This is a genomic window from Vibrio sp. 1167 (assembly GCF_033340375.1).
In the GTDB taxonomy this organism is placed as follows: domain Bacteria; phylum Pseudomonadota; class Gammaproteobacteria; order Enterobacterales; family Vibrionaceae; genus Vibrio; species Vibrio alginolyticus.
Genome location: NZ_JAWOWK010000004.1, coordinates 84,459 through 108,339 on the forward strand (window position 1 = coordinate 84,459; position 23,881 = coordinate 108,339).

Below are 23,881 nucleotides of genomic sequence, written 5' to 3' on the forward strand. Positions count from 1 at the left end.
GTTTATCGGCCATTAATGGCGTCAATCAGGCTTTTTGCTTCGCGGCGAATATCATCCTCACCGTAAACAATCGCCTCTTCTAGTAGTTTAATCGCCCCTTGAGAATCGTTCATCTCGAGATAGATTTTAGCCAAATCCAGTTTCCCAGCCGCTTCAGCATTGCTATCTACGTCAATATCGCCGATCTCACCGATAACATCTGGAAACTCGTTCAATCCGACATCGAGCTTAAAGTCTTCTTCTTCGAACTCACCGCCTTCTCTGTCGACCTGAGCCATCAATTCATCAATCGTCATAAATTGATTTTTCTTCGGGTCGAAGTCATCCAAGTCGCTTTGCTCTGCCCAGTTTTCTTGCGCGATCTCTGGCTGACTTAGTGCATCACTCGAATTCCAAACATCACGCTGGTCCTCAGGCACTTCTTCAGTAGAACTTACGTTATCAGCAGCGGGTTTAAAGCCATCCCAATCATCTCCAACATCAAGCATGGTTTCAAAATCCATACCTGCACTTGCGATGGTGTCACTGTCTAGTTTACCTTCAAATACTTCTGAGTTTGCGTCTTCCGCAAGAAGGTTAGCCATTGATGATTCATCATCCAAATTACTGAGCGGCTCACCCTCTGTCGCTGTTGGCTGCACTTCTGGGTCAGTATCAAAGCCGTTTTGCTGCGCAAATACTTCAAACAAAGCATCATGATCGTTATCGGCTTGAATAGCTGGTCTCGATGTCTCTGCTTCAACCTTAGGGCTCCCTGAAGCACCCTCGTTCATTGACGCGAGAACATCTTCCTCATTGAACTCTGGAAGATCTTGGTCGTCAAAACTTAACTCTTCATCCTCACCGGAGATTGGTTCTATATCTGCAGTCTCAGAGCTCGGTAATTCTGGCTCTTCTTCCATCGACGTCAAGGCATCTTCTTCGCTGAACTCTGGCAAATCGAGCTCATCATAATTGAACTCTTCTTCGGACTCAGTTGGCAAGTCGGCTTCAACTTGTTCTAGTTCAATGGACTCGGACGTTTCTAACTCCGGCTCATCCACCATAGACGCCAGTGCATCTTCTTCACTGAACTCTGGCAAATCGAGCTCATCAAAATTGAACTCTTCTTCGGACTCAGTTGGCAAGTCGGCTTCAACTTGTTCTGGCTCAACGGACTCGGACGTTTCTAACGCAGGTTCGCCAGCCATCGACGCCAAGGCATCTTCTTCACTGAACTCTGGCAAATCGAGATCATCAAAATTGAACTCTTCTTCGGACTCAGTTGGCAAGTCGGCTTCAACTTGTTCTAGTTCAATGGACTCGGACGTTTCTAACTCCGGCTCATCCGCCATAGACGCCAATGCGTCTTCTTCACTAAACTCAGGAAGATCCAGCTCATCAAAATTGAACTCTTCTTCGGACTCGGTTGGTAAGTCAGCTTCGACTTGCTCTGGTTTAACGGACTCGGACGTTTCTAACGCAGGTTCGCCAGCCATAGATGCTAGAGCATCTTCTTCACTGAATTCTGGAAGATCCAGCTCGTCAAAATTGAACTCTTCTTCGGACTCAGTTGGCAAGTCGGGTTCAATTTGTTCTGGTTCAACGGATTCGGACGTTTCTAACGCAGGTTCGCCAGCCATAGATGCTAGAGCATCTTCTTCGCTGAATTCTGGAAGATCCAGCTCGTCAAAATTGAACTCTTCTTCGGACTCAGCTGGCAAGTCGGCTACAATTTGTTCTGGTTCAACGGACTCGGACGTTTCTAACGCAGGTTCGCCAGCCATAGATGCTAGAGCATCTTCTTCGCTGAATTCTGGAAGATCCAGCTCATCAAAATTGAATTCTTCTTCTGAATCGTTGGTCGACTCAGTTTCCGGCTCCAATTCAGGCTCATCCAGTAGCCAATCTTCTTCTTGTGGAACACCGAATTCATTTTCTATTGTATTTGGTGTCGGCGTGAAGGCTGGAATGTCTTCCTCTTGCTCAACGTGAGGCTGTACCTCAGCATCGGACTCCACGGATGGTTCTTGTGTTGAATCAGTATCGGTAGCCTCTTGTTGTAGTGATGAAGCTTCCTCTATCTCCGTTTGTGTTTTTTCAACTTGCTGCGGTAAATCGTCTTCACTATCAAATAGAGCGTCAAGTTCAGCAGAAAAATCCGCTTTTTCTTGTTCTGTTGGCAGAAGTTCTTCACTGTCTGACTCAAATAGGTCGTCTAGCTCGCTCATTAAAGGATCATTCTCTGGTGAGAGGTCCTCTAAATCACCAAGAAATTCATCGCTGCTAAATGGCTCTGAAGCAGCCTCTGGCTCGGTTAATGGTTGCTCTTTTGCAGCTTGTTGCGTGTCTGGTTGGCTTTCACTTAATAAAGCGTCGATGTCCAATCCAGACTCAATGTCCTGATCTTCATGAGTTTGTTCTGACTCAACTACGGAAGATGGCTTTTCGCCGGCGTCTGACTCACCAAAACCAAGTGATTTCAGTAACTCTTCCTCTTCCGATTTATTCTGCTCTGGGCTCTCGTCCTCTCGAATCAGATCATCAAACGGATCTAAATCAGCTTCAGTCTCTTCATCAAGTTCAGAGGTAACATCATCAATGAGTTCATCCAGTAAGTCTGTGCTATCTGCGTCTAACTCTTCGATCGAGTCATCACCTTCAAAACCAGAGATTGCTTCTAGCTCGTTTAGTGGATCAAACTCGTCTGCGTCATCTTCATCAAAATCAATGAGTTCATCGAGTAGCTCTGTACTGTTTTCATCTAGAACAGGTCCTTCATTGGCGTCAGCTTCTCGAACTTCCGATTCACTAGCCGGTTGTTCATACTGGGCCAATAGCTTATCGATATCGTCGTCAGATGCCTCTCCAACACTAAAGTCATCATCCGAAACGGGCTGTTTTAACTCAGGCTCATCAGTATCTAAATCGAAGTCATCGTTGCCAAGTTCAGCAAACAAGTCATCAAGCATATCCTGGTCGACAGTGTCACTTGGTAACTCTTCTGACGGCTCATCGGCTGCAAGTAACTCGGCAAATGCGTCGTCTGAAAGTGAGTCTGATTTCTCATTCGTATCATCCGAAAGATCGAAGCCAGACTCATCGTCATCGAGCACTTCTAGTTCTGGAGCAACCTCATCTAAGGCTCGCTCCATTTCTTCTAAACCAAGCGCTTTTTCTTCGCCGTTGACTTGGATACCATTGTTCGATGACTCAAACTCATCCAGACCAACATCTAGGTCACCGTCATCGCCAATATCTGCAAATGGGTCATCGTCCCCTTCCAGATTGAAATCAAGTTCTTCATCGTCGAGGTTAGCAAAGACGTCTTCTTCTAAATCTGACTTCTCTTCTTGTAAAGACTGTGTGTTGATATCTTCATCTGCAAACAATTCATCATCAAGCGTGAGCTCTTCATCAAGCTCATCCGCCGCCGCTAAACCGATTGGCGCCGCAAGAGGATCAACGTTTTGCTGTTCCTGTGCAGCCGCTTCTTCCCCTTTCGCTTTAGAGCGTCGACCAAGAAGCATAACAACTAGCAACGCAATCAAAGCTCCAGGAATTAATGCCGCAAGACCAACAAGCCAACCATTAGACAAAATTTTGTCCATGGTGCTTGGTTGCATGCGCTGTTGTTCAGCAAGGCGCTGGCGCTCTTCTGCAAGCAGTTTCTCGACTTCTGAGCGAATGCGTTCTTCGTCATTCAGTTCGCTTTTCAAAGTTTCGACTTCGCTTTGCACTTCTGACAGCATCAATCGAAGACGATGGTTCTTCTCTTCTAATGAGTCTAATTCACTTTGTGAGCCTTGAAGTTTGTCCTTTAGCGCACTGACCTGCTTTTCACCCTGCGGAGAGGTGGTTACTGGTGGCGCAGGGATGACGGGTATTGTTTTCGGAGTTGGTTTTGGCTCCGTTGCTGCCACTGTCTCTGGCTTAGCCGCAGGCTTGGGTTCTACTTTAATTTGTGGCTTTGGTTGCTCGGTGACTCGTTGTGCTGGCGTCGCTCTATTTGTCGGCTTCGGCTGTTTTAACTTAGCTTCATGCGCCTTCATAATCGCAACAGCTTGCGCTGTGGTCGCGCTTTGCACTTGCTCTAGAGAAGGTACTCGTAGCCGACTCCCTGGGATCAATTCATGAATGTTTTGGTTCTCAAACGCTTGAGGGTTAATTCGGTAAATGGCAAGAAGCGTTTGTTGAACGGTAACACCGCGTGAAGGTCGTAATTCTGAAGCGATCGACCATAGTGTTTGATTTTCACCAGTCGGACCAAAGAAACGTGACGGTTGAGTATTCGCAGGAGGAGCAGGTAATGCTCGCTCAATATCTTCAGCATAGCTCGGAGATGATTGCACTTCACCAGACGGTCCAACAAGACGAATTCCTTCGGCTTGAACCACTGATGATGTCTGAGTCGCGCTCATCAACACAAGGGCTGCTAACAAACGCTTATAATTTTGACGCATAGAAGGCTCAGTTTTGTGCTAGATACAATTTGAAATGGTGATCGGTTAAATATATCGGATATCGCATGCAAAACTATAGCGTTGAGAATAAAAAATGTGTGGCTCTCGCCATATTCGTACTAATCTCACACTATTTTGTTTCGTTCGTACAAAAAAGCCTCGCACTGTGCGAGGCTTTGAAATGAACTGTAAGCGACTTAGTAGTAATCGCGGATCAGAACTTCTGCGATTTGCACCGCGTTAGTTGCCGCGCCTTTACGCACGTTATCAGCAACAACCCACAGGTTTACGCCGCTATGATGGCTGATATCGTTACGGATACGGCCAACCATTACATGGTCTTTACCGCCCGCATCGCGAACTTGTGTAGGGAAGTCTTCACCGTGGAACACTTCGATACCGTCAGTTTGCTCAAGCAAGTTAACGACTTCTTGTGCATCGATAGGTGAACGAGTCTCAATGTGAAGTGCTTCTGCGTGACCGTAGAATACAGGAACACGTACACACGTTGGATTGACTGTGATTGATGGATCGTTAAAGATCTTCTGTGTTTCCCACACCATTTTCATTTCTTCTTTGGTGTAGCCGTTTTCCATCATTTGATCGATTTGTGGAATACAGTTAAACGCGATCTGTTGAGAGAATTGCTTCTTGTCTGCAGGCAGACCGTTTAGCAGCTTCGCCGTTTGACCTGCTAGCTCATCGATACCCGCTTTGCCTGCACCAGACACCGATTGGTAAGTTGATACGTTAATACGCTCAATGCCCACCGCATCGTGAATTGGTTTTAGTGCCACCAGCATTTGGATGGTTGAACAGTTCGGGTTCGCAATGATGTTACGGTTACGAAACTCTGCAATCGCTTCTGGGTTTACTTCAGGCACGACAAGAGGAATGTCGTACTCGTAACGGAAGTGTGATGTATTGTCGATAACAATCACGCCTTCATCAGCGGCAATTGGAGCCCACTTGGCTGATAGCTCACCACCAGCAGAAAACAGTGCGATATGCGCTTGAGACCAATCGAACTCTTCTACGTTTTGAACGCGTACCGTTTTACCATTGAAGCGGTAAGTCTTGCCTTCGCTGCGCTCACTCGCGAGTAGGAAGATTTCGCCTACTGGGAATTTGCGCTCTTGAAGCACATCCAAAATTGTTTCACCGACCGCACCGGTCGCACCTAAAATGGCAACATTATATTGCTGGCTCATTGACTTACCTCAATCTGAAAACCTAGTTCTGCTAATGGAGCAAGGTTACATGTTTTGTTACCCACTAGCGTGACAGCGCTGTATTCACGGCGATCCCAGTAGTTTTTACGCATCAGGTCAAAAGCGCCTGGCTTACTGATTTCACGGCGGAAAAGAGCGTCATCTCTACGCACATCATAGATTAACTGCGTGATGTTATGCAGTGTTGCTTCGTCCCAAGCTCTGTCCAATACCATAGTAGGAACAGGCGCGGTTGGCAGTAAATCGCTGGCATGCGCACGTAATTCGTTATTTAAGAACTCACAATAGCTGTTGAAAATCATCGTCGTACCGCGAGCTTTCCCTTCCAGACCATAGCCTGCAACGTGAGGGGTTGCGAATGCTAGCAGAGGCAGAAGCTCCATATCAACCTCTGGTTCAAATTCAAATACGTCAAGTGCCGCTGTAAAGCCATCGTTTTTCAAAAGACGTTGCTTCAAAGCAGCGTTGTCAACGATGGGACCTCGAGCCGCGTTAATCAAAATTTGATCGCTGCGGAGACCATTTAACACCTTCTCATCAATCAAATGATGCGTTGGGTATGGGCCATCTTTGGTGATTGGCGTATGTAGTGTAATGATGTCTGAGCTTTCAATCAGTTCTGTCAACGGAGTAAAGCTACGAGGATCACCAGCCTCTTGTTTGAATGGGTCATTGATGAGAACTTTAATACCCATGCCTTTCAAACATTTCTCTAGGTAGCTACCTACTTGGCCTGCACCAATAATACCTACCGTCTTGTCAAATACCGAGAAACCTTGTTGCTGAGCGAGTACCATCATCACGCTGAACGCGTATTCCGCTACACCCACTTTGTTACACCCTGGCGCAGCAGTGAAGAAAATGCCTTTCTCTTTTAAGAGTGCTTGGTCAACATGATCCATGCCTGCCGTGGCCGTACCAACAAACTTCAGCTTGTTTGCTTTGCTGATCAGGTCAGCATTCACTTTGGTGACAGAGCGAATCATTAGGGCATCAACATCCACTAAATCATCGGCGGTCAGTGTACGACCTGGTTTTAGAATTACGTTACCGAGTTGGCTGAATAGCTCTTCAGCATACGGCATATTTTCATCAACAATAATTTTCATAGCGCCAGCGTTCTAACATCCATTTGTAAGAGTTCGTTTATTCGCAAGATGCGAAACTAAAGCGATTGTGCCCTTTTCCCGAAAAATCTCAAGATATAACACCAATAAACCTCAAGGAGGTAACTCCTATAGAATCGATTGCCGGGAAGCCTAGAGAAAAGCAGAAACAGAGAAAAGAAAAAGCCCGGCTAAATAGCCGGGCAAAGTTCCAGAACAAAAGGATCCTATCCCGCTCTCCATGGGATAGAGTCTGCGTCTGTTCGATCAGTGTGACTGATCAAGCTCTGGAAACTGGATTGTTGGCGTTTACAGTACTCTCGCAAGGCGCCAACAAATTCAGTTAACCTTGGTACTTTTTAATAACCAAAGTTGCGTTTGTGCCGCCAAAGCCAAAGCTGTTTGACATTACGGTCGTTAACTCTGCATCACGTGCTTCTGTCACTATGTCCAGACCTTGTGCTGCTTCGTCCAAGTTTGAAATATTGATGCTTGGAGCAATGAAGTTTTTGTCTAGCATAAGTGTTGAGTAAATTGCTTCGTGCACGCCCGCTGCGCCGAGTGCGTGGCCAGTCATTGCTTTTGTTGCAGAGATTGCAGGGCTGTTCTCACCAAACAATTGTTGGATAGCACCAAGCTCTTTCACGTCACCAACTGGTGTCGATGTACCGTGCGTGTTGATGTAATCCACACCATCAACGTTTTGCATCGCCATCTTCATACAACGAATTGCGCCTTCACCTGATGGCGCTACCATGTCGTAGCCATCTGATGTCGCACCGTAACCTACGATTTCACCGTAGATTTTCGCACCACGTGCCAGTGCGTGCTCTAGTTCTTCAATAACCAGCATGCCGCCGCCGCCCGAGATAACAAAACCGTCACGGTCTGCATCGTATGTACGAGATGCTTTGTCTGGCGTGTCATTGTATTTGGTTGACAGTGCGCCCATCGCATCAAACATCATAGTTTGAGACCAATCTAGCTCTTCGCCGCCACCAGCAAAAACAATATCTTGTTTGCCTAGTTGAATAAGCTCCATAGCATGGCCGATACAGTGTGCAGATGTTGCACATGCAGAGCTCATTGAGTAGTTCACGCCACGAATCTTAAATGGCGTAGCAAGACAAGCAGAAACAGTAGAAGACATAGTACGAGGAACCATGTAAGGACCAACTCGCTTTACGCCTTTTGCGCGCATCGTGTCTGTCGCTACCGTTTGGTTGTATGCAGAAGCACCGCCAGAACCTGCAACGATACCGGTACGATCGTTTGAAACCTGCTCTTCTGTAAGACCAGCGTCTGCGATTGCTTGCTCCATTGATAGGTATGCATAAGCAGCCGCATCACCCATAAAGCGCATCTGCTTACGGTCGATGTGTTCCGCCGGGTTGATTTTTAGGTCACCCCATACTTGCGAACGAAGACCGTGTTCTTTGAACTGCTCAGATGCAGTGATGCCAGATTTGCCCGCTTTAAGAGACGCTAGAACTTCTTCGACGTTGTTACCGATACTTGAAACAATACCCATACCGGTGATTACGACTCGTTTCATTATGACATTCCTATAATTCAAAAATCCGCTAGATGATAACTAAGATAGTCAACAAAAGTGGTCAGCTTTCCCATAAATTCGTACAATCGCCCCATTCTTACCGCGCCAAATCACAAATTTGCACCATTATGACTTCAATAAAAAACGCAGAACTTGGTTGGAACGAAGCTGGTACTCCGGTTTCAGACCAATTTGATGATGTTTACTTCTCTAACGTAAACGGTCTTGAAGAGACACGCTACGTTTTCTTAAAACAAAATCATCTCCCAGAAAGATGGCAGGAATTTGACCAAAGACGTTTTGTCATTGGTGAAACAGGATTTGGCACGGGATTAAACTTCTTAGCAGTATGCCAGTGGTTTAGTGAGTTTCGTCGTCAGCATCCGGACGCAACATTGAAAGAGCTGCATTTTATTAGCTTTGAAAAATACCCATTAAGCAAAGCCGATTTAAAGAAGGCGCATGAAGCTTGGCCTGAGCTAGCTGAGTACGCGGAAAAGTTACAAAAGCACTACCCTGCCGCTGTGCCGGAGTGTCATCGCATTGTTTTAGAAGACGGCGCAATCACACTCGACCTTTGGTTTGGTGACATTAAAGACTGCATGCCGCAAGTCCCATACAACGAACAAGGTTTGATTAATGCTTGGTTCTTAGATGGATTCGCGCCAAGCAAAAACCCAGAGATGTGGAACCAAGGCCTGTTCAACAACATGGCAAAGCTAGCCAAGCAAGATTGTACAGTTGCCACGTTTACCGCAGCAGGCTTTGTACGTCGTGGTTTGAACGAAGCTGGCTTTACAATGAAAAAGGTGAAAGGTTTCGGCACTAAGCGAGAAATGATCGCCGGCTCTATGGAGCAACGTGAAAAGCAGTCGAACCATCTCCCTTGGTTCAATCGCACAGCATCTAGCAATCTTGATTCGATTGCCATCATTGGTGGTGGTATAGCCAGCGCGGCGTTAGCGAAAACGTTAGTTCGTCGTGGCCAAAACGTCACCCTTTACTGTAAAGACAAACAACCAGCCAAAGGAGCTTCAGGCAATCGACAAGGAGCCGTTTATCCACTGCTTAATGGCCCGCACACGGGTGTTTCACGAGTGTTTGCTCCTGCATTTTTGTTCGCACGTCAGTTTGTTGAACAAGCAGCACAAGAGATCGATTTTGATCATGACTGGTGTGGCGTAACTCAGTTGATGTGGGATGACAAATCCACAGACAAACTGGAGAAAATGCTTGCGGGTAACTTCACTCCAGAGCTCATTCAAAAGCTGTCCGCCGAGGAAACTGCGAACACTATCGGGTTACCTATTGATATGGCGTCTGTGCACTACCCAATGGGAGGGTGGCTGTGCCCTGCCGAGTTAACTCGCGGGTTAATTAAACAATTGGAGAAGACGTCGTTACTCTCAACGAAGTTTGAACACCATGTTGAGGCATTAGATTGGGATGAAAAGCGTCAGCTCTGGCTACTAACGGCGAGTGGTCAAACATTTGAGCACTCAACGGTTGTAATTGCGAACGGCCATGAGTTCCAGACATTGAGTCAAACCGCTTCCCTACCAATGGGACAAGTGAAAGGACAAGTCAGTCATGCGCCAGCAACCGAAACGCTGAGTCAGCTGAAAACGGTGTTGTGTTACGACGGTTACATGACACCTGTTAACCCAAGTAATCAACACTTGTGTATCGGTGCAAGCTACGACCGCAGTCACCTTGACTACGAATTTGATGAAAACGCCCAAAAAGATAATGCGGAAAAGCTAGTGAAATGTGTACCGAATCAAACATGGGCAAAAGAGGTAGATATCACTGATAATCAATCTCGCCAAGGTATTCGTTGTGTTAGCCGAGATCACTTACCATTTGTCGGGAATGTGGGTGACTTTGAGACGATCAAAACGCAATACGCCAACTTACAAAATCAAAAAGCAGAAGAGGTAGAAACCATTCATCAGTACCCTAACCTATTCTGCTTCTTAGGTTTAGGATCTCGTGGACTGAGCTCTGCACCATTATTAGCTGAAGTGTTGGCCTCCCAGATCTGTGGGGACCCGCTGCCATTACCGGTTGATGTATTGACCGAACTTCACCCAAGTCGAATGTGGGTTCGTAAACTAAGAAAAGGCAAAGCCATTACCGAGCTGTAAGAGTATTCTCTCGTTTTAACTCCCGACACAGATACGTGTCGGGAATCGCTAACTCACTAAGTTGCTCGTACTGAGATTACTTCAGCAGTGCAACTGCCTGTTTCACTTGCTCTGCCACTTCTGGGTTTACAACCTTACCCGATTCCACGTCAAAATTTTCGTAGAAGCTCGGCACAGATAACGATGCCTTTACATCCGCGCCAAAAAATTGTGCAGAACCTGTCGCCGCCGCAAGAACACTTTGTGCACCACCGGGACCTGGGGAAGTTGCTAAATAAACGACAGGTTTGTTTTGAAATACATTACGCTCAATGCGCGTCGCCCAATCGAACAAGTTTTTATAGGCCGCTGGGTACGAACCGTTGTGCTCTGCGAAGGAAACAACGAGAGCGTCAGCCTCCGCCAAGTCACGTAAAAACGCGACAGCCCCTTCAGCTTGACCTATTTCTTTCTCTTTGTCCTCGCTAAACATTGGCGCTTGATAATCGTTTAAGTCTAGAACATTCACTTGAGCGCCTTCGACTTGATTTGCTGCGTATGTAGCAAGTAGTTTGTTGATTGAGGTAGAGCTGGTAGATGCACCAAATGCGACAATTTTCATGGTTGTAATCCTTTGTTCACGTTTTATGCTGATCAGAATAAAAGTTGAACAGTTTCGCTACAACCACAAAAATTTTATGGAGAGGTTCGAATTTTTCGAAGTAGTAAATTACTAGGATTAAATAAAGGGAGAACGCTGCTTAGGGATTAAGCCTGAGCCTGGAGCTCTTGCCACAAATCACTGACAATCACGCGATCGGCCGGGCTTAACTCGGTACGCGCATCTTCTAAGCTGCTCTCAATGCGTGACTTCAGCTCAGTAATATCGCTAATCCCTTCTTCTTCACAAGACGCCGCGGATAAAGAGATGTGACCACGTAAATAACCACCAGCAAACAATTCATCGTCAGATGCTGTTTCAATTCGAGCATCAATCAGTTCCAGTAGTTTTTCTTCAAATTCAATAATCATGGTGTATCTCTGAGGTTATTAGTGGTTATTTAACGCAAAAGTCCGACGCTTCCAGTGGCTTAGTTTGATAAAATGCGCGCAGGGCATCAGAAAGCATTTTCACTCGCAAAGGCAAGCCAACGTCCAAAATACCCAGCACTTCTTTATGCACTTTTTTCATAAAGCCGAGCCTATCTGGTTCAAAATCGCCGTGTAGATTGTCACAACTCACCGTAAAAGGGAAGCCAGCGCTTTGTGCCAGAATCCATTCATAAGCTTGAGGTCGCACTTCAACTTTCTCAAACTCCGCTTGAACTTCTGCTGTTCGCCCATCGGGTTCATACCAATAGCCAAAATCTTCCAGCAAACGACGCTCTGGACCAGCCACACACCAATGCGAGATCTCGTGTAAAGCAGAGGCGTAAAAACCCCGAGCAAAAATAATCCGATGATGAGGGTGTTCATCATCAGCAGGAAGATAAATAGGCTCATCACCACCTAACTCTAATTTCGTATTAAATTGTTCTAAAAAGGTGTCATTAAAAATGGTGATTAAGTCTTGGTATTCGTGGGTCATCGTCGAGTTTGTACTTCAGTTTGACATGCGCTGCATATTGTCGCTGTTTTTAGCTATGAGGTAAAGGCACCCCCACATTTTTGGTTATTAGTTGAATTTATCTGAAGGTCGCTTTCTCCATACAATTTCTCATTCGTCAGCGTACTTATTTACCACTACACTCTCGCCTTATTTTGATGCCTTTCAAACCGCTATTTTTAAGCCGTTTGACTACAAGCATGTTGCTGGTTTTAATCACTTTTTAAGAGAGATAGAACCGTTTGTAAGTGTTGTTACTTCGCCTACGCTGATTCTCGTAGAACGTAGTGACTTTTTACGTTGAGTGTTTCCCTATGTTGCTAAGTGTGTTGTATATCATTGGTATCACGGCTGAAGCCATGACAGGTGCGTTAAGTGCTGGTAGAAGAAAGATGGACTGGTTTGGTGTTATGTTGGTGGCCAGCGCAACGGCCATTGGTGGTGGCACCGTACGTGACATTCTATTAGGCCACTACCCTCTTGGTTGGGTAAAAAACCCAGAGTTCCTTGCAATTACGTGTGTTGCAGGTGTGCTAACAACAGGTTTAGCGAAATGGGTGATTAAGCTGAAAGGTCTGTTCATTCGCCTCGATGCACTAGGTTTAATCGTGTTTAGTATCATCGGAACAAAAATTGCGATGGGCATGGGCTTGCACCCTGGTATTTGTATGGTTTCAGCGTTAGTAACGGGTGTATTCGGTGGGCTACTTCGCGACTTAATCTGTCGCCAAACACCATTGGTACTGCATGAAGAGCTTTACGCTTCTGTCGCTCTTATCGCATCAGGAATGTACTTAGCGCTATTAGAATTCAATGTTCCCGATGTCACTGCCACTATTATTACACTGGTTACTGGTTACATGTTGCGTATGGCTGCGGTACGCTTTAAGTGGCGTCTGCCTTCTTTCCATTTGGAAACAGAAGGCTCGATTCATTAAGCAAAAACTACTTAAACAAAAAAGGTTGCCTGATAAAATTGTGCCACCCGCGATTCAGTGAGTGGCATAATTTTATATTCAGTCATCCTGAACAGCGACGAAGGAACATGATTCAGGATCTATTATCCGAGCACTCTGTTGTCAGAGATGTTTCTTTCTCTTTTCATCGCGCTGAAATTAGATTCCTAGTCTCGCTATAGCTCGCTGGAATGACACAAAGCTCTTAAATCTTCGGTGTTTCAGTTGTTACGCCATGGTTTTGACCACGGTGGCGTAGTAAATGATCCATCACCACAATAGCCAGCATCGCTTCTGCGATAGGCACAGCACGAATACCCACACATGGGTCATGACGACCTTTGGTGATCAACTGAGTTGGTTCACCTTCTCTTGTGATGGTCTCACCCGGCACAGTGATACTTGATGTTGGCTTAAGCGCAATGTTTGCGACAATGTCTTGACCAGTCGAGATACCACCAAGAATGCCACCCGCATGATTACTACCAAAACCTTCAGGAGCAAGCGCATCACGGTGCTGACTGCCTTTTTGGTTTACCACCTCGAAACCGTCTCCGATTTCCACGCCTTTCACCGCGTTTATGCTCATTAGTGCGTGCGCGATGTCTGCATCCAAACGGTCAAATACGGGTTCCCCAAGACCAACAGGCACGTTAGTTGCCACAACCTGGATTTTTGCGCCAATAGAGTCGCCTTCTTTTTTCAGGTCACGGATAAGTTGGTCAAATGCTTCTACTTTGTCAGCATCAGGGCAGAAGAATGCATTGTTCTCGATTTCGTTCCAATCTACCTTGTCGATAGATACATCACCCATTTGTGACAAGTAAGCACGAATCTCAACACCAAACTCATCTTTTAAGTATTTCTTCGCGATTGCACCAGCAGCCACACGCATTGCGGTTTCACGAGCTGAAGAACGGCCGCCACCGCGATAGTCGCGGATGCCATATTTTTGGTGGTAAGTGTAATCAGCATGACCCGGTCTGAACTTATCTTTGATGTCAGAGTAGTCTTTTGAGCGCTGATCGGTGTTTTCAATTAGCAAACCGATCGATGTGCCCGTGGTTTTGCCTTCAAAAACGCCAGAAAGAATTTTAACTTCATCCGGTTCACGACGTTGTGTGGTGTAACGTGATGTGCCTGGACGACGGCGGTCGAGATCGATTTGTAGATCTGCTTCTGTAATTTCCAACCCCGGAGGACATCCGTCTACGATACATCCCAGTGCGATACCGTGACTTTCCCCGAATGTCGTCACTCGGAAATGTTGTCCGATACTGTTTCCTGCCATTACTTCCTCAAGTTTTTATCGCCACGCTCTCTCAAAACAGAGCATAGCTGCTTTCCAATTCTTCGTGGATTCATAGTGGCTTTATTACGTTTTGATGTAAAGAGTTAATATCGGCGAGGTATGCATAAAAAAAACACCGAGCATAAAGCTCGGTGTTTTGATGTTTAGTGCAAGACTCTATTAGTCTTTGTACAGTTTAAACTCTTCTGCACACTCAACCAGCTGGTCACGCGTTAGCATAAATACGCCATGACCGCCGTTCTCGAACTCAATCCAAGTAAATGGAATCTCTGGATACTGTTCCATCATATGAATCATTGAGTTTCCGACTTCACAAATAAGAATGCCGTTATCTGTTAGATAATCTGGCGCGTTAGCAAGAATACGACGCACTAGTTTTAGACCATCCGTACCCGCAGCTAGCCCAAGCTCAGGCTCATGCGTGAACTCATCTGGCAGGCTGTTCATGTCTTCTTCATCCACATATGGTGGGTTAGACACGATTAGATTGTATTTCTCTTTTGGAAGATCACGGAACAAATCAGAGCGAATTGGGAACACTTGCTGCTCCATGCCATGATCTTGTACGTTTTGCTCAGCCACTTGTAGAGCATCTGTAGAGATGTCGATAGCATCCACTTCTGCTTCAGGGAAAGCGTGCGCACAAGCAATCGCGATACAACCAGAACCCGTACATAGGTCCATGATGCGCGTAGGCTCTTCCACCAACCAAGGTTGGAATTCCGCTTGAATCAATTCGCCGATAGGAGAACGTGGCACAAGTACACGCTCATCAACGAAGAACTCAAGACCGCAGAACCATGCTTTGTTGGTTAGGTATGCTGTTGGCGTACGCTCGTTGATGCGTTTTACTACGCGCTCAACAATACGCAGACGCTCGCTTGTCGTTAGGCGAGAGTTCAATACGTGCGGAGGCACATCAATCGGCAAGTATAAGGTTGGCAGGATAAGCTGAACAGCTTCATCCCACGCATTATCAGTACCATGACCGTAAAACAGGTTCGCTGCATTAAAGCGGCTTACCGTCCAACGAATCATATCTTGAAGGGTATGCAGTTCCGATACCGCTTCTTCTACAAAAATCTTATCCAAAATTGCCTCCGAAAAGCGCTACAATACTGCCAATAAAGTTTATTAATGAAATTGTTTACCTAATGAGCAAAAAAGACACCGAGAACGATGACGATTTCGCCTTGTTTCAGGAAGCAGTACAGGGCGTGAAAAAGTTGCGACAGGATACCATAATCCAGCAACCAAAAAAAAATACTAAGCAAAAAGAAATCAAGCGCTCCAACCGTGAAGCGAGTGACTCTGAATTTTACTTTTCAGACGAGTTTGTCCCTCTATTAAACGATGAAGGTCCAACTCGTTATGCACGTGACGACGTCTCCACTTATGAAGTCAAACGTCTACGTCGTGGCGTGTATGTACCGGACGTGTTCCTCGATATGCACGGCATGACACAGCAAGAAGCAAAACGCGAGCTTGGTGCGATGATAGCCTATTGCATCAAAAACGAGATTCATTGTGCGTGTGTGCAACATGGTATTGGGAAACACATCCTGAAACAGAAAGCCCCACTTTGGTTAGCACAGCATCCTGACGTTATGGCTTTTCACCAAGCGCCACTAGAATTTGGTGGTGATGGTGCGTTGTTAGTGTTGCTTTCTATTCCTGAAAAGTAACAGGCTTGCTGTAGACACGACGAAACGAAAAGGCAGGGATCTCCTGCCTTTCTTATTCTGTCTCTAATTTGCAAACGCTTATTTTGGTTTAGACACTTATGGCGTAATATGCCAAAGCACTTCACCATTTTGTGTTTGTAAATCATATTCAATGCACACTAGGCCTGATGTAGGAAACATCGGTGGTGTCATGTCTTTTACAAACTCTGAAGTCAGATAACCGACCAAAGGCAAATGCGATACGAACAAAAGCGAGTCCAATTGTTCGACTTCGATTAACGCACTTGCGAAATCGAAGACATGCTCGGACTGGCCATAAGGTGTAATATCTTCACAAGTTTCAATGCTTTTTGCAGAGAAATACGCACTGATCTCTTGCCAAGTTTGTTGAGCTCTAATGTACGGACTCACCAACACTTTATCGAATTGCGCAAAACCCTGTTCTTTACAGGCTCTCGCAACCGCTTCTGATTCGACTCTGCCTCTTGGGGTCAATTGTCGTGCTGCGTCTGAATCTGCAAAATGCTCGGCTTCACCGTGACGCATGATGAATATTTTCATGTTATTTCCTAGGGATAGCTAACGCTACCAAAAGGTTGACTGCTATCTTTATTAGATAGACGGGGCTAACTTTAACAATGACGAAACAAAAATACTGATATAATTATCTGTTCATTATACCAATTCGCTTGTTAAAGATAGCGACTTTCTTAACAATCTATTAAAAGAATGTACTCAGTTCATCACACTATTTAACTGTGCAATGAGTTCAGAGCATTCACTCAAACAGTTCTTACCCATACGCAAACGCGATGGGCCTGTGCAGAAGTCTACGAATAACAAAAATACGGCAAGCAGTATTTGTCGAAACGCAAACTTTGCGCCCCCCCGCGAGGGGAGCCTAAATTACTGTAATGCGAAATCTGGAGACGCATCGTGCATCTAAGTCCTAACGATTCAAATCAATACCGCTACATTACCTTGAGCAATGAACTGCGTGTACTGCTGATTCATTCCGATACAGCTCAACAGTCGGCAGCTGCTCTGGCAGTGAACGTTGGACACTTCGACGACCCAAACGATCGCCAAGGTCTGGCACACTATTTAGAACACATGCTTTTTTTGGGTACGGAAAAATACCCTAAAGTGGGCGAGTTTCAAAGCTATATTAGCCAACACGGTGGAACAAACAACGCTTGGACTGGTACAGAGCACACTTGTTTCTTTTTCAATATTGCTCCAAATGCCTTTGAAAGTGCCTTAGATCGATTTAGCCAATTCTTTACCGCACCTTTGTTTAACGAAGAAGCATTAGACAAAGAACGCCAGGCTGTCGACTCCGAATACAAGCTCAAACTCAATGATGATTCTCGTCGCCTGTATCAAGTTAACAAAGAAGTCATCAATCCAGAGCACCCGTTTTCAAAATTCTCTGTCGGAAACTTAGATACTCTTGGCGACCGAGATGGTAAATCCATCCGCGACGAAATTGTGGAGTTTCACCACTCTCAGTATTCCGCCGATTTGATGACACTGACTCTATTTGGGCCACAGTCGCTCGATGAACAGCAAGCTTGGGTAGAAACCATGTTTGCCGACATCCCAAATCACCACCTTCGTGGAAAATCGATTGATGTACCGATAGGCACTGAGGAAAGCACGGGCATTTTGGTTCAAGTCGAGCCGCTCAAAGAGTTCCGTAAACTGATTCTCACATTCCCCATGCCGGGAATGGATGCGCATTATAGCGTGAAGCCACTCTCCTACTTTGCTCACCTGTTGGGTTATGAAGGAGAAGGCAGTTTGATGCTTCAACTCAAAGAAAAAGGCTGGATTACCTCTCTCTCAGCGGGCGGCGGCGCGAGTGGCAGTAACTACCGAGACTTTACCGTAAGCTGCACCCTGACGCCAAACGGCTTAGATCATGTTGATGATATCGTTCAAGCGGTTTTTCAATACCTCTCGATGATCAAACAAGACGGGTTAGATGAATGGCGCTATCTCGAAAAACAAGCGGTATTAGAATCGGCTTTCCGCTTCCAAGAGCCATCGCGCCCAATGGATCTCGTCAGCCATCTGGTGATCAACATGCAGCACTATCAACCGGAAGACACGGTTTATGGTGACTACAAAATGGCGGGCTACGATGAGGAGTTACAGCGTTCATTGCTGCGATACTTAACCATCGATAATGTACGCGTCACTTTGATTGCTAAAGGCCTGGAATACAACCGTACTGCCGAATGGTACTTTACCCCGTACTCCGTCACACCTTTTAGTGAAGGCCAACGTCGTTTCTATCAACAAATCGACCCAAGCTGGCAATTCGTCTTACCGAAAAAGAACCCTTATATTTGCTACGACCTCGACCCCATGCCACTCGAAAATGGTGATTCGCTGCCAGAGTTGATTGAGGATCTCGAAGGGTTTCGGCTGTGGCATTTGCAAGATGACGAATTTCGCGTGCCTAAAGGTGTCGTTTATGTCGCTATCGACAGCTCTCATGCCGTTGCATCACCAAAGAACATCGTCAAAACGCGCTTATGTGTAGAGATGTTCCTCGATTCGCTAGCAAAAGAAACCTATCAAGCAGAAATCGCAGGGATGGGTTACAACATGTACGCTCACCAAGGTGGTGTGACCTTAACCCTCTCAGGGTTCAGTCAAAAGCTGCCTCAGTTGCTAGAAATGATTCTGCACCGTTTTGCTTCTCGAGATTTCAGCCCTGCTCGCTTTGAAACCATCAAACAACAACTGTTACGAAACTGGAGAAATGCTTCACAAGATCGCCCTATTTCGCAGCTGTTTAACGCACTTACTGGGTTACTTCAACCCAATAACCCGCCTTTCGCAACCTTAGTCGAAGCGCTAGAAGAAATCGAAGTCGATGAACTCTCGGTATTCGTAGAATCCATTCTTGCAGAACTGCACGTTGAAATGTTTGTTTACGGAGACTGGCAACGCCAGCAAGCCCATGACATGGCTACGACCTTGAAGGATGCTCTAAGAGTTAACGAGCAACGTTATGAAGAGGCACTTCGTCCGCTCATTATGCTAGGTAAAAATGGCAGCTTTCAACGTGAGGTGCATTGTAATCAGCAAGATTCCGCGGTCGTTATTTACCACCAGTGCGAGGATATTGAGCCTCGTAGTATCGCGCTATACTCATTGGCCAATCACCTTATGTCGGCAACGTTTTTCCACGAAATCCGTACCAAGCAGCAATTAGGTTACATGGTAGGCACTGGCAATATGCCGCTAAATCGTCACCCTGGTATTGTACTGTATGTGCAGTCACCTAATGCAGCACCTGCCGAGCTGGTTACCTCAATCGACGAGTTTTTAAATGCCTTTTATATGGTGCTGTTAGAGCTAAACGATTACCAATGGCACAGCAGTAAGCGCGGCTTGTGGAACCAAATAGCAACGCCGGACACCACTCTTCGAGGACGAGCTCAACGTCTTTGGGTTGCGATAGGAAACAAAGACACTGAGTTTAACCAACGTGACAAGGTACTGGCCGAGTTGAAGAAGCTGACGCGCGCAGACATGATTCGCTTCGTTGTGAACGAATTGAAACCTCGTACTGCAAATCGTTTGATCATGCACTCTCAAGGTCAAGCGCATTCGGAGGCTCCGCGCATCCATCTAGGACAAGAAATAGGATCGATTGAAGAGTTCCAACTTCGGCCAAAAGATTGCGGCTTGGGGTGATCTAGTTGCGCAGAAATAAAATTGTCGATTACTAGAATGAACCTACAAACCCATGAGGTTGTCGGTCTCATAGATTGAATCGGCACCATAATTGGCAGAAAATTGAAATTGCGCCATTGCGGCTTATGCTCTAATTACCGCACTAAAAATAACTTAATGAGGTAATCATGAAAAAAGCACTTTTACTTGTGGCTCTTATACTGCCATTGGCATCTGCTCACGCTGAAATCTCAGTCAAAGGCGATGGTTTCGAACTAAGTGACGACTGTGTGCGCCTTAGCGGAGACAATGTATCCATCAAATCAGATGATTGCTCTTCAAAACAGTGGAATGATAAAGACAAAAAAGGTAATAGCAGCGTTCATGGGGACGACAACCCTGGTAAAGGCCACAATAAAGATAAGAAAGACAAGAAGAAGTAACCATTTCTTCTTTATGAAAAAGGCTTGCCACTGGCAAGCCTTTTTCTCTACCGAAGCAACGTTTAATAGAACGTTGTCCCTTCACCAGCTCGAGTAAGCAAGCCATCACATGGCGCGTAACGATCGCCATACTTCGATGCAAACTCATTCATTTTCTCTACGAGCTCTTTAATGCCAAATTGGTCCATGTAACGGAACGGACCACCCAAGAACGGTGGGAAACCAATACCAAATATCGCGCCAATATCGCCGTCACGTGGCGAGCGAATGATACCATCATCCAAACAACGTACCGCTTCATTCAGCATTGGCAGCACACAGCGCAACGCAATATCGTTATCGCTTAGCTTAGATTCAGGGTCGAGCTTAAGCAGTTTGTAAACCGATTTGTCGACATCTTTCTTCTTGCCCTTGTAAGTGTAAAACCCCTTACCACTCTTGCGTCCTTTACGTCCATCATTTAACAAGATATCAAACACATCCGGCCCTTTGAATCGGTCACCTAACTCATTAACCAGGATCGGCATAATTTTCGCGCCAATGTCGACACCAACTTCATCCAACAAGGTAATCGGGCCAACAGGGAAACCAAAATCAAGCAACGCCGTATCAATCTTTTCGATCGGTTCGTTAGCCAACAAAATATGCGCCGCTTCGTTCATGTATGGAGCAAGAATGCGGTTCACGTAAAAGCCCGCTTTGTCTTTCACTACGATCGGGGTTTTACCTTGCTTCTTAGCAAGTGCAACAACTGTTGAAACGGTTTCATCTGACGTCGTTTCATGCGGAATCACTTCCACCAACGGCATTTTTTCTACCGGGCTGAAGTAATGCAAACCCACTACGTTTTCTGGACGCTCCGCTTTTTCTGCAATTTTGTGGATAGGCAACGAAGAAGTATTGGTCGCAAAGATAGTTTCTGTCTTAGCGTTCGCTTCAATGTCCGCCACCATTTTTTGCTTAAGATCTAAGTCTTCAAAAACGGCTTCAATTACGACATCAATATGATTAAAACTGGTAAAATCGACACCACCAGACAGTTGCAGCATTTTCGCTTGCAGATCGGCCTTGGATAGAATGCGACGTTTGCGCTGTTTCTCAAATAACTTGTAGTTGTAGTTGAGCGCGTTTAAAACGCCATCGTTGCTAACGTCTTTGATGCGAACAGGTACTTTTGCTTTTGCAACAGACACATGGCTGATTCCGGCGCCCATCAAACCACCACCAAGCACACCAACTTTATGAACTGGTGCTGGTTTCGCATCCGTGCCATTTTCTTTCTTCATTTCTGTTGTGGCAAAGAAGATCGAACGGAGCGCTTTTGACTCTGAGCTCATCACAAGCTCACCGAAGCGCTTCGCTTCAAGCTCTTGACCTTTAGCGAAGCCTTTCTCTAAGCCATGTTGAATAACTTCTAGAATTGCAACCGTTGCTGGATAGTTACCGCGAGTTTTTTGATTCGTTTTCTTCGCAGCTTGCTCAAATACAAACTTGCGCCCTAGCCCGCTACCAGACATCACCTTTTCTTTCGTCGATAGCTTTTTCGTGCCCTTGTTTTTACCTTTGTCGATAAACTGTTTTGCTACGTCGAGCAAAATGGTGTCAGGCACACAGGCGTCCACAACGCCCAATTTTTTAGCTTTCTTCGCACGAAGTTGTTTACCCGTCAGGATCAAGTCCAACGACGGTAACAGGCCAATCAAACGTGGCAGACGCTGAGTACCACCAGAACCTGGCAATAAACCAAGTTGTACTTCTGGCAGACCTAAACGCGTTTTGTCAGAATCCGTACAAACACGATAATCACATGCAAGAGCCAGTTCTAAACCACCGCCCAAACATGGGCCATGAATAGCCGCAACGACAGGATACGGTAAGTCCGATAGCTGCTGGAATAAATCCTGACCTTGCCTTGCTAAGTCTTCCGCTTCACTTGCTGTGGTGCATGCTTCTAGCATTCGAACATCTGCGCCCGCAACAAAATTGTCCGGTTTTAGGGAGTGGATGATCATCCCTTTAATACCACTGGAGTCTTTTAGCTGAGCAAAAATTTCTTTCATTTCGTCAGCAAAAGCCGCCTGCAGCGTATTCATTTTTTCATTAGGAACATCAATTGCTAACCAAGCAATATTTTGCTCATCAACCTTTAGACTAAATGCTTTTTGCTCGCTCATTACTCAACCTCCAGAATCATTGCCGCACCAAGACCACCAGCAGCACATGCGGTATTCAATGCAATACCACCGCCACGGCGTTTTAGTTCTCGTAGGGTTTGCGTCATCATACGCGCACCAGTCGCAGCAAATGGGTGACCATAAGCAATTGATCCGCCAAGCACGTTGAACTTATCCATGTCAATTTCACCAATCGCTTTTGAGCGACCAAGGTTTTCTTGAGCAAACTTATCGGAAGCAAACATCTTCACATTCGCCAATGCTTGAGCAGCAAAGGCCTCGTGCATGTCGATCAACGTCAGGTCTGACAGTTCCAAGCCTGTATTTTCAAGCACTTTCGCTGTGGCATAAGTCGGCCCCATCAGCATGTCCTTTTCCACGCCGATAGCAGAGAATGCATAACCTCGGATGTAACCAAGAATCTCCATTCCGAGCTCTTTCGCTTTACCTTCTCGCATCAACATCACTGCCGCACCACCATCAGTCAATGGCGTACTGTTCGCAGCCGTAACACTGCCATACTGACGATCAAACGCAGGTCGCAATTTCGCGTATCCCTCAACCGTTGAGTCATGACGGATATTGTTGTCTTCCGAAATCCACTTTTTGTATGGTTCAGGGAAAGCCGTCATCACTTCATCTTGGATTTTTCCTTCTTTCCAAGCTTGAGAAGCCAGCGTATGAGAACGATGTGCAAGCGCATCCTGTTCTGCGCGAGAAATACCATGTGTTTTAGCCATTTGCTCTGCAGTTTGTCCCATGGATAAACCCGTAGAGTACTCTGCTACTGCTGGTGGCACTGGCATCAGGTCTTTAAAGCTCAAGTTTTTGAGGATACTAAGCTTCTGACCCATTGTTTTTGTCTTACTAAGAGCAAGCAGATTAGCGGCCAATTTCTTTGATACGCCAATAGGCAGGACGGAAGAAGAGTCTGCACCGCCAGCAATACCAATATCGATGGTTCCCGCCATGATGCTTTCTGCGACATTAACCGCCGCTTGAAAACTCGTCGCACACGCTCGAGTCACACTGTAAGCATCAGTATGGATGTTCATACCGGTGCCTAACACGATTTCTCGTGCGATGTTTGGCGCTTCAGGCATTTGTACTACTTGTCCAAATACCACTTGTTCGATTAACTTCGGATCAATATCTGTTCGAGCAAGCATTTCGCTTACTACCATTTTCCCTAAATCGACCGCTGGCACTTGGCTAAATTCCGTGCTTTGACGAGCAAAGGGAGTTCGAAGCCCCGCGACAATAGCGACACGCTCACCATTGCGTGTTTTTACTTCCTGCTTGCCCATTGTTTCTCCTTAAATACAAGAGGTCTGACCTGATGCATTGTAATGAATTTGTTAAATTTATCAAACGTGCGTTTAAATAAACGTGAAGCAAGTAGTTCAATTACTCTACTTCTTTGATTCTTATGCGATTACTAATGGTTAACTATAGAGAGTTAAAACGGTAAGAGGTATACGGAAAGTAAAATCGAAGCAAAAAAAAACCACACATAACTGTGTGGTCGGAATATCTATAAAACAATTAACT

17 protein-coding genes are annotated in these 23,881 nt (G+C 45.8%); 5 read left to right on the forward strand and 12 right to left on the reverse strand.

Annotation, left to right across the window (positions count from 1 at the left end; all coding sequences use genetic code 11):
• Nucleotides 1-2: 2 nt before the first annotated feature.
• From R7Z78_RS09790 to fabB, 4 genes are all read right to left on the reverse strand, one after another.
• A complete protein-coding gene (locus R7Z78_RS09790; RefSeq protein ID WP_104975521.1) occupies nt 3-4,442 on the reverse strand; it encodes a FimV/HubP family polar landmark protein in 4,440 nt (1,479 codons plus the stop codon).
• Nucleotides 4,443-4,639: 197 nt separating this feature from the next.
• Nucleotides 4,640-5,653 carry an aspartate-semialdehyde dehydrogenase gene (locus R7Z78_RS09795; protein WP_005380562.1) on the reverse strand — a complete coding sequence of 338 codons (1,014 nt, stop codon included), beginning with the start codon at nt 5,651-5,653 and terminating at the stop codon, nt 4,640-4,642.
• The gene (locus R7Z78_RS09800) at nt 5,650-6,783 is read right to left on the reverse strand and encodes a 4-phosphoerythronate dehydrogenase (RefSeq protein ID WP_005380560.1); all 1,134 of its coding nucleotides are present in this window, start codon (nt 6,781-6,783) and stop codon (nt 5,650-5,652) included. The genes R7Z78_RS09795 and R7Z78_RS09800 overlap by 4 nt, the downstream gene beginning before the upstream one ends.
• Before the next feature lie 340 nt (nt 6,784-7,123).
• Nucleotides 7,124-8,335 carry a beta-ketoacyl-ACP synthase I gene (fabB, locus tag R7Z78_RS09805; protein WP_005389435.1) on the reverse strand — a complete coding sequence of 404 codons (1,212 nt, stop codon included), beginning with the start codon at nt 8,333-8,335 and terminating at the stop codon, nt 7,124-7,126.
• A gap of 128 nt (nt 8,336-8,463) precedes the next feature.
• Here fabB and mnmC point away from each other — a divergent pair, with 128 nt between their 5' ends.
• Nucleotides 8,464-10,482 carry a bifunctional tRNA (5-methylaminomethyl-2-thiouridine)(34)-methyltransferase MnmD/FAD-dependent 5-carboxymethylaminomethyl-2-thiouridine(34) oxidoreductase MnmC gene (mnmC, locus tag R7Z78_RS09810; protein ID WP_042522514.1) on the forward strand — a complete coding sequence of 673 codons (2,019 nt, stop codon included), beginning with the start codon at nt 8,464-8,466 and terminating at the stop codon, nt 10,480-10,482.
• A gap of 76 nt (nt 10,483-10,558) precedes the next feature.
• On the opposite strand, the gene R7Z78_RS09815 is transcribed toward mnmC, so the two are convergent.
• The 3 genes from R7Z78_RS09815 to R7Z78_RS09825 all read right to left on the reverse strand — a co-directional run bounded on the left by R7Z78_RS09815 (nt 10,559) and on the right by R7Z78_RS09825 (nt 12,049).
• Nucleotides 10,559-11,083: an NADPH-dependent FMN reductase gene (locus R7Z78_RS09815; protein ID WP_005380552.1), complete on the reverse strand. Its 525-nt coding sequence runs from the start codon at nt 11,081-11,083 to the stop codon at nt 10,559-10,561.
• A gap of 146 nt (nt 11,084-11,229) precedes the next feature.
• The gene (locus R7Z78_RS09820; RefSeq protein ID WP_005380548.1) at nt 11,230-11,493 is read right to left on the reverse strand and encodes a YfcL family protein; all 264 of its coding nucleotides are present in this window, start codon (nt 11,491-11,493) and stop codon (nt 11,230-11,232) included.
• A 25-nt stretch (nt 11,494-11,518) separates the two neighbouring features.
• Nucleotides 11,519-12,049: an elongation factor P hydroxylase gene (locus tag R7Z78_RS09825; protein ID WP_005380546.1), complete on the reverse strand. Its 531-nt coding sequence runs from the start codon at nt 12,047-12,049 to the stop codon at nt 11,519-11,521.
• Between the two features lie 332 nt (nt 12,050-12,381).
• Between R7Z78_RS09825 and R7Z78_RS09830 the strand changes: the two genes are divergently transcribed.
• A complete protein-coding gene (locus R7Z78_RS09830; protein WP_005380544.1) occupies nt 12,382-13,005 on the forward strand; it encodes a trimeric intracellular cation channel family protein in 624 nt (207 codons plus the stop codon).
• 223 nt (nt 13,006-13,228) lie between these two features.
• On the opposite strand, the gene aroC is transcribed toward R7Z78_RS09830, so the two are convergent.
• Nucleotides 13,229-14,314, reverse strand: a complete 1,086-nt coding sequence (gene aroC, locus R7Z78_RS09835; protein ID WP_104975524.1) for a chorismate synthase — start codon at nt 14,312-14,314, stop codon at nt 13,229-13,231.
• Nucleotides 14,315-14,494: 180 nt separating this feature from the next.
• Nucleotides 14,495-15,427 (reverse strand): 50S ribosomal protein L3 N(5)-glutamine methyltransferase, encoded by a 933-nt coding sequence (prmB, locus tag R7Z78_RS09840; RefSeq protein WP_005380541.1) that lies wholly within the window; start codon nt 15,425-15,427, stop codon nt 14,495-14,497.
• Nucleotides 15,428-15,489: 62 nt separating this feature from the next.
• Between prmB and smrB the strand changes: the two genes are divergently transcribed.
• A complete protein-coding gene (smrB, locus tag R7Z78_RS09845; RefSeq protein WP_005380539.1) occupies nt 15,490-16,020 on the forward strand; it encodes an endonuclease SmrB in 531 nt (176 codons plus the stop codon).
• 96 nt (nt 16,021-16,116) lie between these two features.
• On the opposite strand, the gene sixA is transcribed toward smrB, so the two are convergent.
• Nucleotides 16,117-16,581 (reverse strand): phosphohistidine phosphatase SixA, encoded by a 465-nt coding sequence (gene sixA / locus R7Z78_RS09850; protein ID WP_005380537.1) that lies wholly within the window; start codon nt 16,579-16,581, stop codon nt 16,117-16,119.
• A gap of 375 nt (nt 16,582-16,956) precedes the next feature.
• On the opposite strand from sixA, the gene R7Z78_RS09855 reads away from it, so the two are divergent.
• Both R7Z78_RS09855 and R7Z78_RS09860 read left to right on the forward strand, forming a co-directional pair.
• Nucleotides 16,957-19,734, forward strand: coding sequence for an insulinase family protein (locus tag R7Z78_RS09855; protein ID WP_042522515.1), 2,778 nt, complete (start codon nt 16,957-16,959; stop codon nt 19,732-19,734).
• 167 nt (nt 19,735-19,901) lie between these two features.
• Nucleotides 19,902-20,156: a hypothetical protein gene (locus tag R7Z78_RS09860; RefSeq protein WP_005384444.1), complete on the forward strand. Its 255-nt coding sequence runs from the start codon at nt 19,902-19,904 to the stop codon at nt 20,154-20,156.
• Between the two features lie 62 nt (nt 20,157-20,218).
• On the opposite strand, the gene fadJ is transcribed toward R7Z78_RS09860, so the two are convergent.
• Nucleotides 20,219-22,330 carry a fatty acid oxidation complex subunit alpha FadJ gene (fadJ, locus tag R7Z78_RS09865; RefSeq protein WP_005380532.1) on the reverse strand — a complete coding sequence of 704 codons (2,112 nt, stop codon included), beginning with the start codon at nt 22,328-22,330 and terminating at the stop codon, nt 20,219-20,221.
• Entirely contained in the window at nt 22,330-23,637 is a 1,308-nt protein-coding gene (gene fadI, locus R7Z78_RS09870; RefSeq protein ID WP_005384447.1) for an acetyl-CoA C-acyltransferase FadI, read from the reverse strand. The genes fadJ and fadI overlap by 1 nt, the downstream gene beginning before the upstream one ends.
• Nucleotides 23,638-23,881 lie beyond the last annotated feature (244 nt).

Coding starts and splice junctions, on each gene's coding strand:
- R7Z78_RS09820 (WP_005380548.1), bottom strand. CDS start 11,493: ATGATTATTGAATTTGAAGAAAAACTACTGGAACTGATTGATGCTCGA.
- R7Z78_RS09860 (WP_005384444.1), top strand. CDS start 19,902: ATGAAAAAAGCACTTTTACTTGTGGCTCTTATACTGCCATTGGCATCT.
- smrB (WP_005380539.1), top strand. CDS start 15,490: ATGAGCAAAAAAGACACCGAGAACGATGACGATTTCGCCTTGTTTCAG.
- fadI (WP_005384447.1), bottom strand. CDS start 23,637: ATGGGCAAGCAGGAAGTAAAAACACGCAATGGTGAGCGTGTCGCTATT.
- R7Z78_RS09825 (WP_005380546.1), bottom strand. CDS start 12,049: ATGACCCACGAATACCAAGACTTAATCACCATTTTTAATGACACCTTT.
- fadJ (WP_005380532.1), bottom strand. CDS start 22,330: ATGAGCGAGCAAAAAGCATTTAGTCTAAAGGTTGATGAGCAAAATATT.
- R7Z78_RS09830 (WP_005380544.1), top strand. CDS start 12,382: ATGTTGCTAAGTGTGTTGTATATCATTGGTATCACGGCTGAAGCCATG.
- R7Z78_RS09790 (WP_104975521.1), bottom strand. CDS start 4,442: ATGCGTCAAAATTATAAGCGTTTGTTAGCAGCCCTTGTGTTGATGAGC.
- mnmC (WP_042522514.1), top strand. CDS start 8,464: ATGACTTCAATAAAAAACGCAGAACTTGGTTGGAACGAAGCTGGTACT.
- R7Z78_RS09815 (WP_005380552.1), bottom strand. CDS start 11,083: ATGAAAATTGTCGCATTTGGTGCATCTACCAGCTCTACCTCAATCAAC.
- R7Z78_RS09795 (WP_005380562.1), bottom strand. CDS start 5,653: ATGAGCCAGCAATATAATGTTGCCATTTTAGGTGCGACCGGTGCGGTC.
- R7Z78_RS09800 (WP_005380560.1), bottom strand. CDS start 6,783: ATGAAAATTATTGTTGATGAAAATATGCCGTATGCTGAAGAGCTATTC.
- sixA (WP_005380537.1), bottom strand. CDS start 16,581: ATGAAAATATTCATCATGCGTCACGGTGAAGCCGAGCATTTTGCAGAT.
- fabB (WP_005389435.1), bottom strand. CDS start 8,335: ATGAAACGAGTCGTAATCACCGGTATGGGTATTGTTTCAAGTATCGGT.
- aroC (WP_104975524.1), bottom strand. CDS start 14,314: ATGGCAGGAAACAGTATCGGACAACATTTCCGAGTGACGACATTCGGG.